Here is a 17,741-nt window from a genome sequence, read left to right as displayed (position 1 = left end):
GCCGACGAGCCCGCGCCTGTACGTCAGATGGGGCGGTAACCCGCGCCCACGCCGCCCCGGGCGTCGACGTCGCCGAGGATCGTGACGAAGTTGGTGCCCACCTCCGGGCCGATGCACGGTGTGAGCAGGTAGGCGTTGACCATCGCGACGAGCGTCGTGCCGACGACCAGCGGGGCGCCGGAGTCGCCCTCGACGACGCACACCTGCGTCCAGGTCTCCTGGGAGTTGAACACGTCGCCCCACACGACACCACAGGTGTTGCCGGTGGTGCGGCCTTCCTTGCACGCCACGTTGGGGAACCCCACGGGGGTGCCGACGCCGGTGATGGTGACGTTGCCGACCCGGTTCACCGGCGCGACGCGGCCGCGGTCGAACTCGATCACCGAGTAGTCGAGCACCTCGTTGGTGCCGACGATGCGCCCGACGACCCCGGCCCCGGGGTCCGCCTCGGACTTCACGGTCGTCCCGGGACCGCCGCAGTGGCCGGCGGTGAAGCCGACGAGCCGGCCGCCACGGTCGTTGCCGATCGTGGCGAGCGTGCAGTCGAACAGATCCTCGGATCCGTTGCCGAGCGTGATGCCCGACCCGCCCCCGAGCGGAACCGGCGGCGCCGCCACCGCGACCCCCGTCCCACCTGTCAGCAGTGCGACCCCCGCGACGATCGCCATCGCAACGCGCTTGAACATGAGCCCTCCCGCCCGGCCGGTTCCGGCCGCATCAGCGGATCAGACTACCCGGTCGGGCCCGATCCCAGGCTCTCCAACGCCTTTCTGGCCTCCTCGAGTTCGCGGCTGAGCTGCGCGACGCGTTCCTCCGCGGCCTGGCGCGCCGCGTCGATCACGGACCGGACCGCCTCGAGGGCCGCCTCGTCGCCGAGCTCGAGCACGGCGCGCTCCACGGCGTCGGGGCTGACGGGATTGGCCTTGCTCAGGCGCCGGGTGCCCTGCGCGACACCGACCGTCCACTCCTGCTCGGGGTCGATGGTGATGGTGACGGTCACGCCGGGCTGCTTCTTGGGCCGGCGCGACGCCGCCTTCGGCTTCGGGGTCGCGCCGGTCTGCGGTTCGGGTGCGGTCGGCGGCACGGTGGTGGTCTCCTTCGTGGCGGGGGTGGATGCCGGGGACGACGAGCTCTTCGGGGCGGGAGCGCGGGAGGGACCCGACGTGGTGGGCTGCGACGCGGACGTGCGCGGGGTGGTGGGGCGCGGGGTCGATCGATCCGCGGCCTTGCGGACCGGCTTCGACGGCTCCTTCGTCAGACGCAGCTCCTCGGCCTCGAAGGGCAGCTCGTCGTCGACGCCCTTGGGACGGACGGTGACCGTGCGGCCCGCCACCGACACCGCCCGGGCCGACGCGCCCGGGGCGATGCCCAGGCTCGTAATGCCCTCGATGAGATAGACGGTGGCGCGGCGACCGTCCGCGACGGCGGTGGTCAGCTCGGCGAGCTGCTCGTCGGTGAGGTGATCCGGGCCGGTTGTGCCGGCTCGTCTGCGGGGCGGCATGCCACGTCCTTTCGGGCTGGGTGGTGCAGGAGGCGCGATCACTGTCGCACACAGGTGCGACACTCTCGCGGATTCGTTGCGCGCCCGAACCGAGGTGGGCCATGCTGGGTCGGCCGGTCACGTTCGGCGGCCGGGAAGGAGCGACGTGAGCGCGTCGGAGCAACCGGAGCTCGAGCCCGAGCTCCTGCAGGCCGTGCAGGCCGAACTCGAGCGGACCCTGCTCGGCGGCGAGCGTCGCTACACCCAGCGGGAGAGCGCCGACCTGGCCGGGGTGGACTCCGAACGCGCCCAACGACTCTGGCAGGCGCTCGGATTCACCGTGGATCCGGACCCGGACGCGCGGACCTTCACGGACGGCGACGTCGCGGCGCTGCGGAACATCGACGCGATCGTGGCGAGCGGCGCCCTGCACCCCGACCTGGAACTGGCGGCCGCGCGGTCGCTGGGACAGTCCATGTCGCGGCTGGCCGAGTGGGAGGTGGCCCTGATGAACACCCACATCCTCGATCGGCTCGAGACCGAGTACACCGGGACCACCCCCTCCGAGCGGGAGATCCGGTCGTTCGTCGACGAACTGCTGCAACGGGTCCTGCCCCTGACCGAGACCTTGCAGCTGTACGTGTGGCGACGGCACCTGGCGGCAACGACGGGACGCAACGTGGTGCGGGCCGGGGGCGAGTCGGCCGGCCGGGTCCTGGTCGTCGGCTTCGCCGACATGGTGGGGTACACGCGCCTGACCCGCCGGATCGACGCCGACGAGCTCAACGACCTGCTCGAGGACTTCGAGTCGACCGCGACGGGGATCGTGACCCAGGGCGGCGGATGGGTGATCAAGACCGTGGGCGACGAGGTGATGTTCGCCGCCGAGGATCCGGCGGACGCCGCACGGATCGCGCTGGCGCTGCAGGAGTCGTCCGGCTCCCGTCCCGACGCCCCGGATCTCCGGGTGGGTATGGCGCAGGGGCCGGTGCTGGCCCGGTTCGGGGACGTGTTCGGGTCGGCGGTCAACATCGCGGCGCGGCTGACCGGTGCCGCGCGTCCGGGAACGGTGCTGGTCGATTCGACCCTCGCCGGCGTGCTCGACGGCGACGACCGGTTCCGGCTGCGTCCCCTGCGCGCGCTGCGGGTCAAGGACTTCCACCGGCTGCGGCCGTCGGTGCTGCGTCCGCCTCAGGACTGAGCGGTGCCCGTGCCCGACGGGTTCGCGGCGGGCACGTCGTCGACGATCCGCCCGCATGCGTCGCGGCCCGTGCTGGCGGGCGCGGTGCCGTGCGCGTGGTGGCCCGGGCCGGAAGTCACCGTTGTGCGACGGCGGCCGTCGAGGTAACCTCGGATTAACAGTTACCAGTCGTCACACTAAAAAGGTGGAGACATGACCGCATCGCTCACCCGCCCGTCGGAAGCCGAGAGCACGGGCTTCGTCCCCGGCGTCCCGCTCTCCGACCGCGAGGAGACGGCGCAGCGCCTGCTCGCCTCGTCGGCCCGCAAGTCCTACGACCCGACGGTCGAGGTCGACTGGGAGGCCCCCGTCCCCGCCGACAAGTACGGCATGACCCCCGAGTGGAGCACGCTGTACGGCACCGCGCTGTGGGACGAGATGACCGAGGAACAGCGCATCGAGCTGACCAAGCACGAGGCCGCGAGCGTCTCGAGCGTGGGTCTGTGGTTCGAGATCCTGCTCATGCAGATGCTGCTGCGCGACGTCTACAACCGCGACAAGCACTCCCGCCACGTCCAGTTCGCCCTCACCGAGGTCGCCGACGAATGCCGTCACTCCGTCATGTTCGGCCGCGCCGGCGAGCGCCTCGGCATGCCGGACTACGGTCCCGCCCGCTACATCCACCGCCTCGGCCGGCTGTGGGGCGGATTCTTCCGGGGCGCCAACGCCTACGCGAGCGTCATGGCCGCCGAGGAGATCCTGGACATGATGCAGCGCGACTTCATGCGCGACGAACGCGTCCAGCCGGTCACGCGCACGGTCAGCAAGATCCACGTTCTCGAGGAGGCCCGGCACATCCGGTTCGCCCGCGAGGAGGTCGCGCGCCGCCTGGCCGGCGCGAGCCGCGCCCGCCTGCAGTTCGAGCGCATCAACACCGCCGTGACCGTGTACTTCGTGGTCAAGAGCATGATCCACCCCGACGTGTACAGCAACGCGGGCGTCGACCGCGACCGGGCAATCGCCGAGGCCCGGAACAACACCCACTACCACGACCGCGTGCGCAAGTCCGGCGCCAAGCTGATGACGTTCCTCGACAGCGTCGGCCTGATCGGCGGTCCGTCGAAGATCCTCTACAAGAAGGTCCATCTCCTCTGAGCCGCCGCCTCGGAGGTCGCGCGAGCTCGTGGGGTCTCGCGCGACCCCGCCCGGCCGTCGGGCCGCCCGGATTCGTCGAACGTGCTCACCGCGGTCGACGCTCGAGGTAGGCCCGATCCCAGTGGCCGAGCTCGGCGGCTGCCTCATAGGTGCTGCGCAGGAACCGCAGCAGTTCCGCGTCGGGGTCGGCGGCGGTCCGCACCGCCTCGTACGGCAACAGGAACTCACCCAGCTCGGCGGAGTAGTAGGCGGCGTCCGGGCGCACCGGATGCGCGGCGAAGCCCTCCGGTGCGGGATAGGCGTAGGAATAGAAGGCCCCTTCGTCCGCACCGCCGGGCCAGAATCCGCAGCTGCTGAGCTCGTGCGAGTACGCCTCGGTCATCACCCAGTCGGCACAGTTGGGGATTCCTCCGGGGTGCGGTGGCGCGGTGCGTCCGGAGAAGCGGGTACAGGCGAGATCCATCGCGCCCCAGAAGAAGTGCACCGGACTGACCTTGCCGAGGAAGTCCCCTCGGAACTCGTGGAGGATGCGGTCGGCCTGGAGCAGTTGCCGCCAGAAGAGGTGGGCCGCATCGGGGTCGTACGTGTTGTGCTCGCGGTCCTGCGCGAACGGGATCGCCGGATCCACCTCGTTGGGGGTGCCCTGGATTCGCGTGGCGATGCCCAGCTCGTCCAGGGCGCCCAGAGTGCGGGAGTAGAAGTCCGCCACCGATTGTGCGGTGAGCGGGACGAAACGGCTGCCGCCGTCGCTCGAGCGGATGTGCAGGCGGTGCTCGCAGAAGTCGAACTCGATGTCGAAGGTGGCGTGCCGGTAGGGGATCGACGAGGTGCCCAGCCCGCGTGGAGTGACATACAGCGTCGCCTGCCACCAGTGGTTGACCATCGGCGCGTGGGCCAGCCGGATCTTGCCGACGATCTGCAGCCACATGTGCAGGGTGTCCCGAGTCGCGGCCCAGTCGGCCGTACGCAGAGTCGGCCACGCCCCTCCGGGAACCGGTGTCGATTCGTTCACTACGCCTCCCACGGTCCGGGAATCGACCCTACTCGGCCGGACCGCCGGGCGGGGCGGTGTCGACGGGATTCTCCGCTCCGGCCGAGGCACCGGTCCTGTGCGTGTTCGTCGCCCGCGGAGCCGGGGAGGACCGTACTGTGCGGGCGGCGACGCACGCCGATCCGCCAACCCGGATTCGTGCAAGTGCTGCAGCACCGTCCCCGGCGGCGCAGAATTCAGGTACGAACCGCGAGTCCCGCCGGGAGCACCATGGCCACATCGTCCGACCTCCCCACGGTGGGGGTCGAGGAGGAGTTCCTCCTCGTCGACGCGGAAACCGGGGAACCCGCCGTCAACAACTCCGAGGTCGTCGCGCAGGCCCGCGACCTCGGCGTGGAACTGCAGTACGAGCTGGACCGGTGTCAGGTGGAAACGGCGTCGGGCGTGTGCCACGACGCCCTCGAGCTGTACACCGACCTGTCCACCCGGCGGTCCCTGGTCGCCGAGGCCGCCCGCCGCTGCGGCTCCCGGCTGGTGGCGGTCGGTGTCCCGGTCGTCGGGTCGCGCGAGCTGCCGGTCACGGCGAAGCCGCGCTACCTGCGCATGGAACGCGTCTTCGGCATGCTGGCCCGGGAACAGGGCATCTGCGGCTGTCACGTGCACGTGGCCGTGCCGGATCGCGCCACCGCCGTGCAGGTGAGCAATCATCTCCGGCCGTGGTTGCCGTCCCTGCTGGCGCTGTCGGCCAACTCCCCGATCCACCGCGGCGTCGACACCGGGTACGCGAGCTGGCGCTCGATCCTGTGGTCGCGCTGGCCGAGCGCCGGTCCGCCACCGTACTTCTCGTCCCTCGAGGAGTACGACCGCACCGTCGCGGCGATGCTGGAGTGCGGCAGCATCCTCGACAAGGCGATGGTCTACTGGGACGTCCGCCCGTCGACCAATTTCCCCACCGTCGAGGTGCGGGTGTGCGATGTCCCCTCGACCGTCGCCGAGACGGTCCTCGTGGCCGTCCTCGTCCGCGCTCTGGTGCTCACCGCTCTGCGTGCCCTCGATGCCGGCCGCATCGCCGAGCCGTTCTCCTCCGAAGTGCTGCGGGCCGCGTACTGGCGCGCGGCGCACGACGGGCTGCCCGGTGACGGCATCGACCTTCCGTCGACCGCCCGTCGCCCGACCGCGCACCTGCTCCGGGCGATGATCGAGCACGTCCGGCCGGCCCTCGAGGACCTCGACAGCTACCAGCACGCCCGCGAGGGCCTGCACACCGTGCTGGCGTGCGGCAACGGGGCCGTCCGGCAGCGGCGGGTGCTCTCGGCCGGCGGCACCGCCCGGGACGTGATCGCCCGGCTGGCCGAACTGACGCCCGCCGGGTGCACCCACTGAGCCGCGGAACACACGCACCTATCCCTAGCTTTCCGGTCGCGAATTGGTTACGGTCTGCGCCGTGCTCCTGCTGACCCGTCGCCGCCACATCGACTTCGCCCGCACGGCGACGTCCACGTGTCCGTGCCCGTAGGCCCGCCTCTCCCCCGAACCGACTGTCGAGGAAGCACATTCATGACCACTGCTCCGTCCACCCACCTGCGCGCCGTCGTCGACACGAATCGTGAGGCGATCGCCGACGACCCCACCCGGGCTCACGCCGTCTTCCGCGCCGAAGCGCACGGGCACGACGCCGTCGCCAGCACCGTCGCCCTCGGCAGGTTCAGCGTCGAGGTCGACGAACCGCCGGCCCTGGGCGGGGAGAACACCGCACCGAACCCCGTCGAGTACTACCTCGCCTCGCTGCTGTCCTGCCAGGTGGTGACCTACCGCGTCTGGGCGGAGCGGCTCGGGATCCGCGTCGACGACATCTCGGCGCGCGCCGAGGGCGATCTGGACGTGCGCGGGTTCTTCGGCTTCGACGACGTCCGCCCCGGATTCGGGGAGGTGCGGGTCGCCGTCACGCTGTCGGGACCGGAGCCGCGCGAACGCTACCTCGAACTGCAGGAAGCGGTGGACGCCCACTGCCCCGTCCTCGATCTGACGCGCAACCCCACCCCGGTGCGGACCGTGGTCGAGATCGCGTGAATTCCGGGGAGCGCTGGTCGGCGCCCCGCACACCAGATAGTGTCGGGCGCGTGAGCCGGACACGAATGCAGGCAATGCCGGGGCCTTCCGCCCGCTGCCGGGCCGTGCGCATGTGTATCTGCGGGTGTCCGGCCGCCTGACCGGCCGCACCCGGACCTCGCCCGTATCGGGCATCCCGATTGTGCATCCGACGTGGCGTTCCCCGTGTCGAGTTCCGCGCGGGAACCGTCACGTCACCTCGAGACGATTGTCGAACGAAAGACGGAGCAGCAACCCATGAGCGAAACCCCCGCAACCGATCCCGCCGCCGGCTGGAGCTTCGAGACCAAGCAGATCCACGTGGGCCAGCCCGGCGGCGGCGACACCCGCGCCCGCGCCCTGCCGATCTACCAGACCACCAGCTACACCTTCGACAGCACCGACCACGCCGCCGCCCTGTTCGGCCTCACCGAACCGGGCAACATCTACACCCGCATCATGAACCCCACCCAGGACGCGGTCGAACAACGCATCGCCGCCCTCGAAGGCGGCGCCGCCGCCCTGCTGCTGTCCTCCGGCCAGGCCGCCGAAACCTTCGCCGTGCTCAACCTCGCCGCCGCCGGCGACCACCTCGTCTCCAGCCCCTACCTCTACGGCGGCACCTACAACCTGTTCCACTACACCCTGCCCCGACTCGGCATCGAGGTCACCTTCGTCGACGACCCCGACGACCTCGACCAGTGGCGCGCCGCGATCCGCCCCACCACCCGCGCCTTCTACGGCGAAACCATCGCCAACCCCAAGAACCACCTCCTCGACCTGCCGGGCATCTCCGGGGTGGCCCACGAGCACCACCTGCCGCTGATCGTCGACAACACCGTCGCCACCCCCTACCTGATCCGCCCCCTCGAGCACGGCGCCGACATCGTCGTGCACTCGGCCACCAAATACCTCGGCGGCCACGGCACCGCCATCGCCGGCGTCCTCGTCGACGGCGGCACCTTCGACTGGACCGCCACCGGCCCCGACGGCACCGCGCGGCACCCCCAGTTCGTCACCCCCGACCCCAGCTACCACGGCGTGGTCTACGCCGACCTCGGCGCCCCCGCCTACGCCCTCAAGGCCCGCGTGCAACTGCTGCGCGACCTCGGCTCCGCGGTGTCCCCGTTCAACGCCTTCCTCATCGCCCAGGGCCTGGAAACCCTGTCGCTGCGCATGGAACGGCACGTCGCCAACGCCGCCCGCGTCGCCGAATTCCTCACCACCCGCCCCGAGGTCACCGCGGTGTCCTACGCCGGCCTGCCCTCCTCCCCCTGGTACCGGCGCGGCCGGCAGCTCGCCCCCCGCGGCACCGGCGCCATCGTCACCTTCGAACTCGCCGGCGGCGTCGACGCCGGCAAGAAGTTCGTCGACGCACTGACCCTGCACAGCCACGTCGCCAACATCGGCGACGTCCGCTCGCTGGTCATCCACCCCGCCTCCACCACCCACTCCCAGCTCACCGCCACCGAGCAACTCGCCGCCGGCGTCACCCCCGGCCAGGTCCGCCTCGCCGTGGGCATCGAAGGCATCGACGACATCCTCGCCGACATCACCACCGGCCTCGAGGCCGCCGGCGCCTGATCACGGCCGCACGCATCGATCCCGCCCCGGATGCCGGGGCGGGATCGCGCATGTCGGAACCGGGCGCTACCGCACGGCGACCGGGGCGGACACTTCGCCGAGCGCCCTGAGCGCCGGCACCCCGACCGGTTCGGTCGCGAGCAGCGGCACGACCGCGTAGCGATCGGCGAGTTCGGTACGGATCTTGTCGATCTGCTCGAGCTCGGCGGCGGCGCGGCGGCGCAGCAGCGGCGCGGTGGGCGCGGCGGCGGCCACGGAGTTGTCGATCACCCACGCCCAGGGGTGAATACCGGCACGTTCGAGGTCGGCCTGGAGCCCGGCGGCCTCGAGCACGGGGGTGGTCTCGGCGAGGGTGATCAACAGGACCTTGGTCGAAGCCGGGTCCTGCAGGCGCATCATCGGGGTGACGGCGTGCAGGCCGGGGCCCAGCTGCCGGGTGACGTCGCGGTGGTAGGACCCGGTGGCGTCGAGCAGCAGCAGGGTGTGGCCGGTGGGCGCGGTGTCGACGACGACGAACTTGCGCCGGGACTCCTGGATCACTCGCGAGAAGGCTTGGAAGACAGCCACTTCCTCGGTGCACGGGGAGCGCAGGTCCTCGGCGAGGGTCGCGCGGCCCTGCTCGTCGAGGTGCGCACCCTTGGTGGCCATCACCCGCTCGCGGTAGGCGCGAGTGGCCTCGGCGGGATCGATGCGCGAGACGTGGAGGTGTTCGACGTCGCCGTGCAGGGTCTCGGTCAGGTGTGCGGCGGGGTCGGTGGTGGTCAGGTGGACCTCGTGTCCGCGTTCGGCCAGGGCCACGGCGACGGCCGCGGCGACCGTGGTCTTCCCGACCCCGCCCTTGCCCATGCACATCACGAGACCGTGCCCGTCCCGCTCGATCTCGTCGATCAGGGCGCGCAGCGGTGCATCCGCGACCTCCGACACCGCGCCGGTCTCCGGCGGGAGGTCCATGCCGCCGTCGGCCGTCTCGAACAGCGTCCCGAGGGCATCGAGACCGATCATGTTCGCGGCCTTGAGCTCGATCAGGTCCAGTGGCAACGGTTTCAGCGCCGCCGGCATGCCCGCCAATGCGGCCTGTTCGCGACGGTGGATCGCGAGGGCGAGAGGGTCCGTGTCGCCGGACGGCGCCGGCAGGACGCCGTTGACGACGACGTGCTGGCGGCTCAGCCCGAGGGTGGCGAGTTCGCCGTGCGTGCGGTCGATCTCGGCGAGGGCGGAGCGGGTGGCGCGGGCGACGAGCACGAGCCGGGTGCGCTGCGGGTCCGCCAGTGCGCCGACCGCGGCGGCGTACATGACCTTCTGCTTGTCGAGCCCGGCGAGCGGTCCGAGGCACGACGCGTCACCCTTGCCCGCCTCGAGGAACTCGGTCCAGTTCCCGGGCAGCTGCAGCAGCCGGATGGTGTGTCCGGTGGGGGCGGTGTCGAACAGTACGTGGTCGAACGAGGCGATCTCGCCGTCGGTGTCGGTCAGCAGGGAGGTGAACTCGTCGAAGGACGCGACCTCGGTGGTGCACGAACCGGAGAGCTGCTCGGTGATCGAGGCGATCTCCGCGTCGGGCAGCAAACCCCGCACCGGTCCGACGATGCGTTCACGGTAGGCGTCGGCGGCCTGCTCGGGATCGATCTCGAGCGCCGACAGGCCCGGCACCGCGGGAATTGCGGTGAGGGCGTTGCCGATCGCCAGGCCGAAGACCTGGCCGACGTTCGAGGCGGGGTCCGTCGAGACCAGCAGCACCTTCTTCCCGGCGCGGGCGAGGCTCAGCGCGCTCGCACAGGCGATGGAGGTCTTGCCGACGCCGCCCTTGCCGGTGAAGAACACGAACCGCGGCGGGTCGGTCAGGAACGTGGGGGTGGTCATCCGGTGATCTCCTCGTCCTCGACAGCTCAGCAGCAGGTGGAGTCGCCGGGTGTGCAGCAGGCATCGTCCGCGAGATTCAGCATCGTCGCGCCGACGGGCGCCTGCGCGGCGTCGAGTCCCGCCCACGCGGCGAGCTGGGTCCGATCGGGGTAGCGGCCGGTGAGCACGGTGACGTCGTCGACGAGCACGAGCGGCAGACCGGCGGAGCCGGCGACCTCGAGGAAGCGCTTGACGGCGGGATTGTGCGCGAAGGCCAGCGGATCGTTGGCGAGGTTGTGCCGGGTGATGGCGGCACCCTGATCCTTCAGCCACTGCATGTCGGCCGTGAAGGTGACGAGGTTCCGGTCCACGTCGTCGCCGCACACGCCGGTGTTGCAGCACAGGGCCGGCTCGAAGACTGCAATGGTGCTCATGAGTTTCTCCTGGATCGGTCGGATCAGCGGGTGGGGGAGGCGGAGTCGAGCAGGCGGGCGGCGAGCGCGTCGACGCGGGCGGCGATGTCGTCGCGCACGAGGCGCATCCGTTCGATGCCGTCGATGCCGCGCTCGGACGGCTCGTCGGTGTCCCAGTTCTCCACGTACGCCGCGTCGACGCGGGCGTCACGGCCGAGGGTGACGACGAGGTCGACCTCCCGCAGCAGCTGCGGATCGATCGGCTTGGGGTACTCGCCGTCCACCGGTGCGCCGACCTCCTCGAGCGCCTGCACCGAGAGGGCGTTGAGCGTCGGACCCGGTGCCGTTCCGGCGGAGTGCACGGCGATGCGGCCGCCGGCGGCCTGGCGCATCAGCGCGGCGGCCATCTGGGACTTGCCGCCGTTCTTCACGCAGACGAACAGCACCGAGGGTGTGCGCACGTGAGGGTTTCCTTCCGACCGGGCCGGCTGTCCGTTTGACGCCGTGTTTCGACAACCGTCAATATAGACGCATGCCGAATCAACCGCCGCGCGGGGACGAGCCCTGCTGCCCGCCGCTCAGCCGCGAGCCGCTCACCTCCGATTGGGCCGGTGACCTGGCCCGCATGTTCAAGGCCCTGGGCGATCCGGTGCGCCTGCGGATGCTGAGCCTGATCGCCAGCCACGAGGGCGGCGAGTGCTGCGTGTGCGACATCTCACCGTCCTTCGACCTGTCGCAACCGACCATCTCGCACCATCTGAAGGTGCTGCGGGAGGCCGGCCTCCTCGACTGCGAACGTCGCGGCACCTGGGTGCACTACCGGGTCGTCCCCTCCGCTCTGGCCCAGCTGTCCGCGGTGCTGTCCGTCGAATCCGGGATCGTCGCGAACTCGTCCTGCACGCCCGCCGTCACCCTCGAGGAGGTCGCCTCGTGACCACCACCAGCGACCACCCGGCCGTGGTCGGCAAGCTGTCCACACTCGACCGGTTCCTGCCGGTGTGGATCGGCGTCGCCATGGTCGTCGGCCTGTTGCTCGGCCGCCTGATCCCGGGCCTCGGCGACATCATCTCCGCCGTCGAGATCGACGGCATCTCGCTGCCGATCGCCCTCGGCCTGCTGATCATGATGTACCCGGTGCTGGCCAAGGTGCGCTACGACCGGCTCGACACCGTCACCGGCGACCGGCGGATGCTGATCGGCTCGCTGGTCCTGAACTGGATCGTCGGGCCGGCGTTGATGTTCGCCCTGGCCTGGCTGATGCTGCCCGACCTGCCCGAGTACCGCACCGGACTGATCATCGTCGGTCTGGCCCGCTGCATCGCCATGGTCATCATCTGGAACGACCTCGCCTGCGGCGACCGCGAAGCCGCCGCCGTGCTGGTCGCGCTGAACTCCGTCTTCCAGGTGATCATGTTCGCCGGCCTCGGCTGGTTCTATCTCTCGGTGCTGCCGGGCTGGCTCGGACTCGAACAGACCACCCTCGACGTCTCGCCCTGGCAGATCGCCAAGTCGGTGCTCATCTTCCTCGGCATCCCGCTGCTCGCCGGTTTCCTCACCCGGCACTTCGGCGAGAAGGCCAAAGGCCGCACCTGGTACGAGCAGAAGTTCCTGCCCAGGATCGGGCCGTGGGCCCTGTACGGGCTGCTGTTCACCATCGTGATGCTCTTCGCGCTGCAGGGCGAGCAGATCACCTCCCACCCGTGGGACGTCGCCCGCATCGCCCTGCCGCTGCTGGCGTACTTCGCGATCATGTGGGGCGGCGGCTATCTCCTGGGCGCCGCGATGGGTCTGGGCTACGAGCGCACCACCACCCTCGCGTTCACCGCGGCCGGCAACAACTTCGAACTCGCCATCGCCGTGGCCATCGCCACCTTCGGCGTCACCTCCGGGCAGGCCCTCGCGGGCGTCGTCGGGCCGCTCATCGAGGTGCCCGTGCTCGTCGGCCTCGTCTACGTCTCGCTCGCCCTGCGCAAGCGTTTCACCCCCTCCGCCACCCCCGCTGCTTCGTGAAGCCCGAGAGCCAGGGAGACGGCATGTCCGACCGCCACCAGCCCGAACTGCTCATGCCGCAGGCAGTACTCCAGCGTGCCGCCGAGCACCTCGCCGACAAGTACGACGGAATCTTCTCCCCGCAGACCGTCGAACGGGTGGTGTTCGAGTCCTATGCGGCACTGCGCCGCACCGCCACCGTCTGCACCCACCTGACCGCGCTCGCCCCGCGGTTCGCCGCCGAACGCCTGACCGCGCTGGCCCAGGCCGAAGGCGCCGTCGCCAAGGACGTTCCGGAGGTGCTGTTCGTCTGTGTACACAACGCCGGCCGCTCCCAAATGGCCGCCGCCCTGCTCGACCACCGTGCCGGTGGCCGCGTCCACGTCCGCTCCGCCGGCTCCGCGCCGATCGCGGCGATCAACCCGGTCGTGGTCGAGGCCATGGCCGAACTCGGACTCGATCTCGACGCCGAGTTCCCCAAGCCGCTCACCGACGACGTCGTCGCCGCCGCGGACGTGGTCGTGACCATGGGCTGCGGCGACGCCTGCGCCGTCTACCCAGGCAAGCGCTACCTCGACTGGACCGTCCCCGACCCGGACGGGCAATCCCTCGAGGTGGTCCGCACCCTCCGTGACGACCTCGACGCCCGGGTCCGCGCTCTGCTCGCCGACCTCACCGCCGTTCCCACCGTCTGACACCCGAAAGGTTCCCTCGATGACCACCAAGCCGTCCGTGCTGTTCGTGTGCGTGCACAACGCCGGCCGCTCCCAGATGGCCGCCGGATTCCTCACCGCCCTCGCCGGCGACGCCGTCGAGGTCCGTTCCGCCGGCAGCGCCCCCGCCGATCAGGTCAACCCCGCCGCCGTCGAGGCCATGGCCGAGCTCGGCATCGACATCTCCACCCAATCCCCGAAGATCCTCACCACCGACGCCGTCGAAGCCTCCGACGTGGTGATCACCATGGGCTGCGGCGACACCTGCCCGGTCTTCCCCGGCAAGAGCTACCGCGACTGGGTGCTCGAGGACCCGGCCGGCAAGGGCGTCGAGTCGGTCCGCCCCATCCGCGACGAGATCAAGACGCGGGTCGAGGCACTGATCGCCGAACTCGTCCCCGGCGCCGTCCGCAGCTGACCCGACCGCAGGGCGGGCCCCGGCCGGATCCGTCGGGACACGCCCTGCGGCCCGGCCGGGTCGGCCACACTGGAGCCCGGGGCGACTCCCACCTTCCCCGCGAACCGAGAAGGGGTGTGCGATGACGGCACTGCCCATCGTCTGGCAACGCCTGGTCAGCCAGGGCCAGACGTGCCGCCGCTGCGCCGGCACCGGTGAGCAGGTCCAGCACGCGGTCGGCACGCTCGAGCAGGTCCTGCGCCCGCTCGGCATCGCACCGCAACTCGAGGTCCGCGAACTCGACGACGCCGCCTTCGCCGCGAACCCGGCCGAATCCAACCGCATCTGGATCGCCGGCCGTCCGCTCGAGGACTGGCTCGACGCCGACGTCGGCAGCAGCCGCTGCTGCTCGGTGTGCGGCGACTCCCCGTGCCGGACCGTCGCACTCGGACCGGTCACGTTCGAGGAGATCCCCGAACGACTGATCGTCAAAGCCGCCCTGATCGCCGCGGCGAGCCTGCTCGACGCCCCCGAACACCCTGACGGCTGACACCGGTAGCTCTGCGCACGACGACGGGCCACGGGTGACGAGGGAGACGATGAGCGCGATCGAGGTGGACGTCGTGGTGATCGGGGGCGGGCAGGCCGGCCTGGCCGCCGGGTACTACCTGCGCCGGGCCGGGCACGAGTTCGTCATCCTCGACGACCGGTCCGCGCCGGGCGGGGCGTGGCCGCACACCTGGCCGTCGCTGCGGCTGTTCTCCCCGGCGGAGTATGCGTCGCTGCCGGGATGGCCGATGCCGCCGTGGCGGGACGGGTTCCCACCGGCTCGGCATGTGATCGAGTATCTGACCGCGTACGAGCGTCGCTACGGCCTGCCGGTGCGGCGGCCGGTGCGGGTGCGGGCGGTCACCCGTGACGACGACCGGGAGCGGCTGCGGGTGGACACCGCGGAGCAGGTGTGGCGGGCGCGGCGGGTGATCAGTGCCACCGGCACCTGGCAGCAGCCGTTCTGGCCCGTCTATCCCGGAGCCCGCAGCTTCGCGGGCAGACAGTTGCACACCGTGCAGTACCGCACCCCGGGTGACTTCGCCGGTAAGGAGGTGGTGGTGGTCGGCGGCGGCAACTCCGGGGCCCAGCTGGTCGCCGAGATCTCGGAGGTCACCGGCACCACCTGGGTGCCCCCCCGGCCGCCGCGGTTCCTGCCGGACGACGTCGACGGACGCGTGTTGTTCGAGATGGCCTCGCGGCGAGCGCTGGCGCTGGCGGCCGGACGCCCCGATCCGGGCGGCATCACCGAACTCGGTGACATCGTGATGGTCCCGGAGGTCCTCGCGGCCCGGGACCGCGGCGCGCTGGATCCGCTGCCGATGTTCGACCGACTGACCCGTGACGGCGTCTTCTGGGACGACACCGGCGAGAGCCGGCACGCGGAGGTGATCGTGTGGGCCACCGGTTTTCGGCCCGCCCTGACGCCTCTGCGGCCGTTGCACCTGCGTGGGCCGGACGGTTCGATCGCTGTGGCGGGCACCCAGGCGTTGAAGGAACCCCGGCTGCATCTGCTCGGCTACGGGGACTGGACCGGCCCCGGCTCGGCCACGCTGATCGGGGTCGGGCGCACCGCCAAGGCCGCCGTCGCCGGGCTGGCGATGGACCCCAGCCCTGAGCCCCCCGTCGTTGATTCGTATCGGATTCCCAACCGTTTCAGGACGTGACTCCGGTTTCGGGCATGGGTGTGTCGCCGACACCCTGGCTGCGTGCCGAGCATCCCGCCCGCCCGGGTGTGGTGGACGACCGTCGACTCCGGTTCCGACCCGGGTCTCGCCGTCTCTTGTCACGCCTACGACAGGCGTGGTGAGCGACGCACGAGAACGGCCCACCGCACCCGGACGCTGCTCGCGGTCCGCACCTCACCGGTCTCGGTCACCGCGGGCGGTTCGGGTGTGCGCATCGGTTCTCGAGACTCCGGTGCACGGTGGTACGTCGCGTCGAGTGTGCGCGTGGCGGCCCGTTCGACCAGCAGGGGGACGAAGTCTCGGATGCGGCATCCGTCGAGCCGACCGAGCGTGGCCTCGATCAGGCCCCCCACCACCTCGGGGTCGAGGTCGGGGTAGCGCTGGCCGAGTCGGATTCGGACGACGTCGATGGCGTGCACTTCGCTGTCGTCCATGAGAAGTATTGTCCCGCAGAACAGGACGGGTAGGAACACGTTTCGATACCACTTCGATCTGCGCACCCGCGGCGGAATCAGGCCCCTCTGCACGAGGCCGGTGGGGTCTGTTCGGATCGTCGGCGGGCCCGGGTCATGTCGAACGCCTGCGGCGGTGGGCACGGGCCGGCGGCGGGCCACTCGATGACGAGATGGTCGATCGGGCCCGTCTCGTCGCTGTCGATAACGGCCGTCGCAGAGCCTCTCCCGCTGTAGCGAAACGCTCGAACCGACTCCGCCCGAGGCCCTGTCCTCTGCACGGCGGGTCGTGTACGGGGGCAGGAACCGGGTTCGTCGTTGACGGTGGCCCTGTGTGCCCACCTTCGGCGCGGTGTCCGCCCGGGGAAGGCACCTCGTGCAACCGAGCGAAAGCACGTGAGACCGTTTCCCGGACCACGCACCGTTCACCCCGGACGGTGAGGAAGATCAGCACTTTCCCCGAGGCGGATGCGGGATCGGCGCATACTGCTGATGTCTCATCCAACCTGTGAAGGGGACCGCCATGTCCGAGGATGTACGTCACAACCCGGGAAGCATCAGCGTCAAGCAGGGCATCGCGGCGGGCACGTCGGTGGGGGCGGCGGTCATCATGGCCACCGTCGGCATCGTCCAGTTGCTCCAGGGCATCGCCGCGGTGGCCGAGGACGAGTTGTTCGTCCAGGGCCCGGAGTACACGTTCAAGTTCGACTTCACCGCGTGGGGGTGGATCCACATCGTCCTCGGAGTGGTGTTGGTGGTCGTGGGCATCGCCTTGATCACCGGCGCAACGTGGGCGCGGGTAGCGGCGATCGTCGTCGCGGCACTGTCGATCCTGGCGAACTTCCTGTGGCTGCCGTACTACCCGTGGTGGTCGATCCTGATCATCGCCTTGGACGTGGTGGTCATCTGGGCGGTGTCGACCTGGAATCCGCGAGCCGACTACTAGGACGAATCCTGCCGTCGGGCCGAGCTTCGCCCTCGGCAACGCGACGGCCGTCAGGCGCTGACGTCCGTCGGTCAGCCCCTGCAGGTCGATCAGATTTCGGAGGTTTGCACATGAGCAAGCACGAGCACGACATCCTGTACGTAAGCGCTGCGGCATACGACAGCGTCGAGGACGCCGTAGCGGACTACGAGGCACTCGAGCAGCTGTACCGCGAGATACGCACCTCCCACGACTTCGACGCGTCCGTCATCGCCAAGGACGAGAACGGGAAGGTCCACATCGTCAAGAAGCACGAACAACCCACCCGCCACGGGGCAGCGGTCGGCCTCGGCTGGGGACTGGCGGTGGGTGTGGTGGCGGCGCTGTTCCCGCCCGTGGGCATCGGTCTCGTCGGCGCCGCCGCCGGCGGGACGGCCCTCGGGGCCGTGGTGGGGCACGCCAGCGACCGGATGAAACGCAGCGACGTCAAAGAACTCGGTGAGACCCTCGACGAGGGCCAGGCCGGCGTGATCGTGGTGTACGAAACCAACCTCGCCGATCAGATCGTCGCAAACATCAAAGCCGCCAACCGGATCGTCTCCAAAGCCACCGACATGGCCGCCGACCAACTCGCCATCGACATCAGGAACGCCGAGCAGAATCGATAACCTCCCGAACGCTCGCATCGCCCCCTGAGCGCGGCGTTCGAGCGCGTCCGCACACGGCCGCATACCTGCCGCTCAGGCCGGCCATCCCGGCGTCGTGCCCAGCCCGCGCCACTCGCTGTCCCAGGCCGCCCCTC

At 70.6% G+C, this 17,741-nt stretch carries 20 protein-coding genes; 13 read left to right on the top strand and 7 right to left on the bottom strand.

All coding sequences use genetic code 11. The features are described 5' to 3' along the window. Nucleotides 1–23: 23 nt before the first annotated feature. A complete protein-coding gene (locus tag JYA75_RS07850) occupies nucleotides 24–686 on the bottom strand; it encodes a hypothetical protein (protein ID WP_043802893.1) in 663 nt (220 codons plus the stop codon). Nucleotides 687–730: 44 nt separating this feature from the next. Continuing rightward, the gene (locus tag JYA75_RS07845; protein WP_185713147.1) at nucleotides 731–1,501 is read right to left on the bottom strand and encodes a DUF6319 family protein; all 771 of its coding nucleotides are present in this window, start codon (nucleotides 1,499–1,501) and stop codon (nucleotides 731–733) included. A 145-nt stretch (nucleotides 1,502–1,646) separates the two neighbouring features. Between JYA75_RS07845 and JYA75_RS07840 the strand changes: the two genes are divergently transcribed. Together JYA75_RS07840 and JYA75_RS07835 are read left to right on the top strand one after the other, a co-directional pair. After that, nucleotides 1,647–2,681 (top strand): adenylate/guanylate cyclase domain-containing protein, encoded by a 1,035-nt coding sequence (locus JYA75_RS07840; RefSeq protein WP_029546367.1) that lies wholly within the window; start codon nucleotides 1,647–1,649, stop codon nucleotides 2,679–2,681. 192 nt (nucleotides 2,682–2,873) lie between these two features. Beyond that, on the top strand, nucleotides 2,874–3,815 hold the full coding sequence (locus JYA75_RS07835; RefSeq protein WP_029546368.1) for a diiron oxygenase: 942 nt from the start codon (nucleotides 2,874–2,876) through the stop codon (nucleotides 3,813–3,815). An 85-nt stretch (nucleotides 3,816–3,900) separates the two neighbouring features. On the opposite strand, the gene JYA75_RS07830 is transcribed toward JYA75_RS07835, so the two are convergent. Beyond that, entirely contained in the window at nucleotides 3,901–4,827 is a 927-nt protein-coding gene (locus tag JYA75_RS07830; protein ID WP_029546369.1) for a DUF5996 family protein, read from the bottom strand. 249 nt (nucleotides 4,828–5,076) lie between these two features. Here JYA75_RS07830 and JYA75_RS07825 point away from each other — a divergent pair, with 249 nt between their 5' ends. The 3 genes from JYA75_RS07825 (at nucleotide 5,077) to JYA75_RS07815 (ending at nucleotide 8,478) form a co-directional block, all read left to right on the top strand. Further along, nucleotides 5,077–6,189: a glutamate--cysteine ligase gene (locus tag JYA75_RS07825; protein ID WP_185713148.1), complete on the top strand. Its 1,113-nt coding sequence runs from the start codon at nucleotides 5,077–5,079 to the stop codon at nucleotides 6,187–6,189. A 174-nt stretch (nucleotides 6,190–6,363) separates the two neighbouring features. Beyond that, entirely contained in the window at nucleotides 6,364–6,876 is a 513-nt protein-coding gene (locus JYA75_RS07820) for an OsmC family protein (RefSeq protein ID WP_006930353.1), read from the top strand. A gap of 276 nt (nucleotides 6,877–7,152) precedes the next feature. Further along, nucleotides 7,153–8,478, top strand: coding sequence for a bifunctional o-acetylhomoserine/o-acetylserine sulfhydrylase (locus JYA75_RS07815; protein WP_203329857.1), 1,326 nt, complete (start codon nucleotides 7,153–7,155; stop codon nucleotides 8,476–8,478). 66 nt (nucleotides 8,479–8,544) lie between these two features. Here JYA75_RS07815 and arsA read toward each other — a convergent pair whose 3' ends face one another. Genes arsA through JYA75_RS07800 form a run of 3 tightly spaced genes read right to left on the bottom strand, consistent with a single transcriptional unit; the run spans nucleotide 8,545 to nucleotide 11,188 of the window. Continuing rightward, complete coding sequence (gene arsA / locus JYA75_RS07810; protein ID WP_168580188.1) at nucleotides 8,545–10,335, bottom strand: arsenical pump-driving ATPase; 1,791 nt, start codon at nucleotides 10,333–10,335, stop codon at nucleotides 8,545–8,547. A 26-nt stretch (nucleotides 10,336–10,361) separates the two neighbouring features. Next, complete coding sequence (gene arsD / locus JYA75_RS07805; RefSeq protein WP_006945082.1) at nucleotides 10,362–10,748, bottom strand: arsenite efflux transporter metallochaperone ArsD; 387 nt, start codon at nucleotides 10,746–10,748, stop codon at nucleotides 10,362–10,364. Between the two features lie 23 nt (nucleotides 10,749–10,771). After that, nucleotides 10,772–11,188: a low molecular weight phosphatase family protein gene (locus tag JYA75_RS07800; protein ID WP_185713150.1), complete on the bottom strand. Its 417-nt coding sequence runs from the start codon at nucleotides 11,186–11,188 to the stop codon at nucleotides 10,772–10,774. 71 nt (nucleotides 11,189–11,259) lie between these two features. On the opposite strand from JYA75_RS07800, the gene JYA75_RS07795 reads away from it, so the two are divergent. The 6 genes from JYA75_RS07795 to JYA75_RS07770 all read left to right on the top strand — a co-directional run bounded on the left by JYA75_RS07795 (nucleotide 11,260) and on the right by JYA75_RS07770 (nucleotide 15,541). Beyond that, nucleotides 11,260–11,661, top strand: coding sequence for a metalloregulator ArsR/SmtB family transcription factor (locus tag JYA75_RS07795; RefSeq protein ID WP_043797947.1), 402 nt, complete (start codon nucleotides 11,260–11,262; stop codon nucleotides 11,659–11,661). Then, complete coding sequence (gene arsB / locus JYA75_RS07790) at nucleotides 11,658–12,737, top strand: ACR3 family arsenite efflux transporter (RefSeq protein WP_043797950.1); 1,080 nt, start codon at nucleotides 11,658–11,660, stop codon at nucleotides 12,735–12,737. Before JYA75_RS07795 ends, arsB begins: the two co-directional genes overlap by 4 nt. 23 nt (nucleotides 12,738–12,760) lie before the next feature. Continuing rightward, nucleotides 12,761–13,411 (top strand): arsenate reductase ArsC, encoded by a 651-nt coding sequence (locus JYA75_RS07785; protein WP_203329856.1) that lies wholly within the window; start codon nucleotides 12,761–12,763, stop codon nucleotides 13,409–13,411. Between the two features lie 19 nt (nucleotides 13,412–13,430). After that, on the top strand, nucleotides 13,431–13,847 hold the full coding sequence (locus JYA75_RS07780) for an arsenate reductase ArsC (RefSeq protein ID WP_006945074.1): 417 nt from the start codon (nucleotides 13,431–13,433) through the stop codon (nucleotides 13,845–13,847). A gap of 121 nt (nucleotides 13,848–13,968) precedes the next feature. After that, nucleotides 13,969–14,376, top strand: a complete 408-nt coding sequence (locus JYA75_RS07775; RefSeq protein ID WP_006945072.1) for a DUF2703 domain-containing protein — start codon at nucleotides 13,969–13,971, stop codon at nucleotides 14,374–14,376. 49 nt (nucleotides 14,377–14,425) lie between these two features. Continuing rightward, nucleotides 14,426–15,541: an ArsO family NAD(P)H-dependent flavin-containing monooxygenase gene (locus JYA75_RS07770; protein ID WP_203329855.1), complete on the top strand. Its 1,116-nt coding sequence runs from the start codon at nucleotides 14,426–14,428 to the stop codon at nucleotides 15,539–15,541. Between the two features lie 125 nt (nucleotides 15,542–15,666). Here JYA75_RS07770 and JYA75_RS07765 read toward each other — a convergent pair whose 3' ends face one another. Then, complete coding sequence (locus tag JYA75_RS07765) at nucleotides 15,667–15,996, bottom strand: hypothetical protein (RefSeq protein ID WP_203329854.1); 330 nt, start codon at nucleotides 15,994–15,996, stop codon at nucleotides 15,667–15,669. Between the two features lie 541 nt (nucleotides 15,997–16,537). Here JYA75_RS07765 and JYA75_RS07760 point away from each other — a divergent pair. Then, complete coding sequence (locus tag JYA75_RS07760; protein ID WP_043797955.1) at nucleotides 16,538–16,960, top strand: hypothetical protein; 423 nt, start codon at nucleotides 16,538–16,540, stop codon at nucleotides 16,958–16,960. Between the two features lie 110 nt (nucleotides 16,961–17,070). Further along, on the top strand, nucleotides 17,071–17,607 hold the full coding sequence (locus JYA75_RS07755) for a DUF1269 domain-containing protein (RefSeq protein WP_006945064.1): 537 nt from the start codon (nucleotides 17,071–17,073) through the stop codon (nucleotides 17,605–17,607). Nucleotides 17,608–17,741: the final 134 nt, after the last annotated feature.

The organism is Rhodococcus sp. PSBB066, from assembly GCF_017068255.1.
GTDB lineage: Bacteria > Actinomycetota > Actinomycetes > Mycobacteriales > Mycobacteriaceae > Rhodococcus > Rhodococcus aetherivorans.
This window is presented reverse-complemented; position numbering and strand designations above follow the sequence as displayed.

Coding starts and splice junctions, on each gene's coding strand:
- JYA75_RS07850 (WP_043802893.1), bottom strand. CDS start 686: ATGTTCAAGCGCGTTGCGATGGCGATCGTCGCGGGGGTCGCACTGCTG.
- JYA75_RS07845 (WP_185713147.1), bottom strand. CDS start 1,501: ATGCCGCCCCGCAGACGAGCCGGCACAACCGGCCCGGATCACCTCACC.
- JYA75_RS07835 (WP_029546368.1), top strand. CDS start 2,874: ATGACCGCATCGCTCACCCGCCCGTCGGAAGCCGAGAGCACGGGCTTC.
- JYA75_RS07825 (WP_185713148.1), top strand. CDS start 5,077: ATGGCCACATCGTCCGACCTCCCCACGGTGGGGGTCGAGGAGGAGTTC.
- JYA75_RS07820 (WP_006930353.1), top strand. CDS start 6,364: ATGACCACTGCTCCGTCCACCCACCTGCGCGCCGTCGTCGACACGAAT.
- JYA75_RS07815 (WP_203329857.1), top strand. CDS start 7,153: ATGAGCGAAACCCCCGCAACCGATCCCGCCGCCGGCTGGAGCTTCGAG.
- arsA (WP_168580188.1), bottom strand. CDS start 10,335: ATGACCACCCCCACGTTCCTGACCGACCCGCCGCGGTTCGTGTTCTTC.
- arsD (WP_006945082.1), bottom strand. CDS start 10,748: ATGAGCACCATTGCAGTCTTCGAGCCGGCCCTGTGCTGCAACACCGGC.
- JYA75_RS07795 (WP_043797947.1), top strand. CDS start 11,260: ATGCCGAATCAACCGCCGCGCGGGGACGAGCCCTGCTGCCCGCCGCTC.
- JYA75_RS07785 (WP_203329856.1), top strand. CDS start 12,761: ATGTCCGACCGCCACCAGCCCGAACTGCTCATGCCGCAGGCAGTACTC.
- JYA75_RS07780 (WP_006945074.1), top strand. CDS start 13,431: ATGACCACCAAGCCGTCCGTGCTGTTCGTGTGCGTGCACAACGCCGGC.
- JYA75_RS07775 (WP_006945072.1), top strand. CDS start 13,969: ATGACGGCACTGCCCATCGTCTGGCAACGCCTGGTCAGCCAGGGCCAG.
- JYA75_RS07770 (WP_203329855.1), top strand. CDS start 14,426: ATGAGCGCGATCGAGGTGGACGTCGTGGTGATCGGGGGCGGGCAGGCC.
- JYA75_RS07765 (WP_203329854.1), bottom strand. CDS start 15,996: ATGGACGACAGCGAAGTGCACGCCATCGACGTCGTCCGAATCCGACTC.
- JYA75_RS07760 (WP_043797955.1), top strand. CDS start 16,538: ATGTCCGAGGATGTACGTCACAACCCGGGAAGCATCAGCGTCAAGCAG.
- JYA75_RS07755 (WP_006945064.1), top strand. CDS start 17,071: ATGAGCAAGCACGAGCACGACATCCTGTACGTAAGCGCTGCGGCATAC.